Origin of the sequence: Sodalis sp. (in: enterobacteria) (assembly GCF_047607725.1) — a bacterium.
Classification (GTDB): Bacteria; Pseudomonadota; Gammaproteobacteria; order Enterobacterales; family Enterobacteriaceae; genus JBLKSS01.
Genome location: NZ_JBLKSS010000295.1, coordinates 1 through 1993 on the forward strand (window position 1 = coordinate 1; position 1993 = coordinate 1993).

The 1993-nt window shown below is 60.6% G+C and carries 2 protein-coding genes and 1 pseudogene; 2 read left to right on the forward strand and 1 reads right to left on the reverse strand.

The features are described from left to right. A pseudogene (locus tag ACMX3H_RS18635) lies at window positions 1–500 on the reverse strand (IS21 family transposase); the annotation flags it as partial. 81 nt (window positions 501–581) lie between these two features. On the opposite strand from ACMX3H_RS18635, the gene ACMX3H_RS18640 reads away from it, so the two are divergent. Both ACMX3H_RS18640 and ACMX3H_RS18645 read left to right on the forward strand, forming a co-directional pair. After that, complete coding sequence (locus ACMX3H_RS18640; protein WP_415211845.1) at window positions 582–1328, forward strand: ATPase, T2SS/T4P/T4SS family; 747 nt, start codon at window positions 582–584, stop codon at window positions 1326–1328. Beyond that, window positions 1325–1648, forward strand: coding sequence for a hypothetical protein (locus tag ACMX3H_RS18645; RefSeq protein ID WP_415211846.1), 324 nt, complete (start codon window positions 1325–1327; stop codon window positions 1646–1648). The genes ACMX3H_RS18640 and ACMX3H_RS18645 overlap by 4 nt, the downstream gene beginning before the upstream one ends. Window positions 1649–1993 lie beyond the last annotated feature (345 nt).

Consider the following 1993-nt stretch of genomic DNA (forward strand, 5'->3'; position numbering starts at 1 on the left):
ACGCCCATGGCAGCGACGAAGATAGCGGCCTGGCGTACGCTACCGGTCGCAGGGTTGACGATAGGTACGGTGGGGCCACAGAAGTCGATGAAGAGCTTTTCGCCGGCCTTGTGCTCCATGCGCATGGAACGCCGCTGCTTCTTTTTTCAGTCACGGAACAGTGCACAGAACTGTGAGTAGCCGAGGGCATCACCGCCCACGGCGGCCTGATATTCCATCCAGAGCAGCTGTTTGGTCACGCCCTTGCGGCTTAACTCGGTATCGATATCAAGCCAGCTGGGTAAGGTATTGATAGCCTTGCCGGATTTGCCGGGATAGAGCATGCGGTCGACGTCGACGGGGGACAGTTCCGCCGGCAATGGCCAGACCAGGTTAGCTACTGTGAATCGGCCGAGGATATCATGCACTGTGGTACAGCCGATGCCGAGCGCTGCTGCGATGGTGCGATTCGAGCGACGCTGCTCAAATTTCATGCGTAATATATTGATATAAATGCACATTTATGTTCTCGCGTTCTTCTTTTTACGTGCCATGCCATACCCCCGGAAGCTAAAAGTCTCCAGAGTATGACGGAACAGAAGATGAGCGATCGGACAGAATCGGAATCGCTGATCGGGCGACCGGAATCAGTGATCGGACGTGACCGGAACCAGCAACTGCATCAACCGCACGGGCTGATACTGATAACCGGCCCCACCGGCAGCGGCAAAACGCTAACGCTCTACGCTATGCTAAACAGGCTTCGCCGCCGTCCGCTCAATATCTGCAGCGTGGAGGATCCGGTTGAGCTGCCGCTGGCCGGTATCAACCAGTGTCAGGTGAACCCCCGGGCCCGGCTGGATTTCCCCCTGCTGCTGCGGGCGCTGCTGCGTCAGGATCCGGACGTGCTGATGGTGGGCAAAATCCGCGATCCGGAAACCGCCGCCGTGGCGCTCAAGACCGCCCGTACCGGTCATCTGGTGCTCTCCACGCTGCATACGCTGTGCGCCGACGATACCGTCAGCCGCCAGCGCCAGCTCGGGCTGGAGACGGCACAGGCCGGACCGGCGCTCAGCCTAGTACTGGCACAGCGCCTGGTGCGCCAACTGTGCCCCGACTGCCGGCGCGCGCCGCGGCCAGAGGCGACCCGGCGGGACGCGGCGGGCTACTGGCAGACGGGAGGCTGTGTCCGCTGTCAACGCGCCTATGCCGGCCGCCGCGGTCTGTTCGCGCTGCTGGAGGAGGATGCCGACGGCGGCCATGGGCTATGGCGCGCGGGGATGGCGCTGGTGCAGCAGGGCACAACCTCGCTCGCCGAGCTGAGGCGCGTATTGGGCAATCCGTCATGAGCGGCTGCTTGCTCTGGCGCTGGCAGGGTTTGTCCGCCGAGGGCCAGCCCTGCCGGGGAGAGATGATAGGCCGCAGCCGCCACGACTGTGGTCTGCGTTTAGTCGCGCAGGGCAACCAGCCTTTTCGCCTGCGGCTTTACGGCTGGCTGCCCGCGCGCTATTGGCAGTGGCGGGCGTTGATTGCCCTCACCGACCGGCTCGCCTCGCTGCTGCATGCCGGGCTACCGCTGCGGGAAAGCCTGAAACTATTGACCAGCGAGTACCCGCGCGCGGGCTGGCGCTGTCTGCTGGCGCAGCTCAGCGCGGATAACGGGGGCTGACGCTGTCGCGGGCCTGCTCCGCCTGGCCACAGGTCTTTCCCCCGGTGTGGTGCGCCATGTTCGCCCTGGGCGAACTTACGGGCAGGCTGGACAGCTGCTGCGCCGAGTATAGAGAAGTAATTTATTTGATACTTACGGGAATTGGCGGGATCTGACGGGAATTCGTGGGATTTCTTAGGCTTAGGGATGATTTATGTATTTGATACCGATGAACAAAAAAAGAACAAAATAGAGCCTATAGGCAAAACATTTGATACTTAACGTAACGGCCTTAAAACCGCGTTTAAAAGAGTTTCAATACTTAATGACATACAAGAAATTTGGGGGTAGCCAGTACCTCAAGCA

Excerpts from the sequence above, each read along its gene's own strand:
- ACMX3H_RS18640 (WP_415211845.1), top strand. The coding sequence starts at position 582 with ATGAGCGATCGGACAGAATCGGAATCGCTGATCGGGCGACCGGAATCA.
- ACMX3H_RS18645 (WP_415211846.1), top strand. The coding sequence starts at position 1,325 with ATGAGCGGCTGCTTGCTCTGGCGCTGGCAGGGTTTGTCCGCCGAGGGC.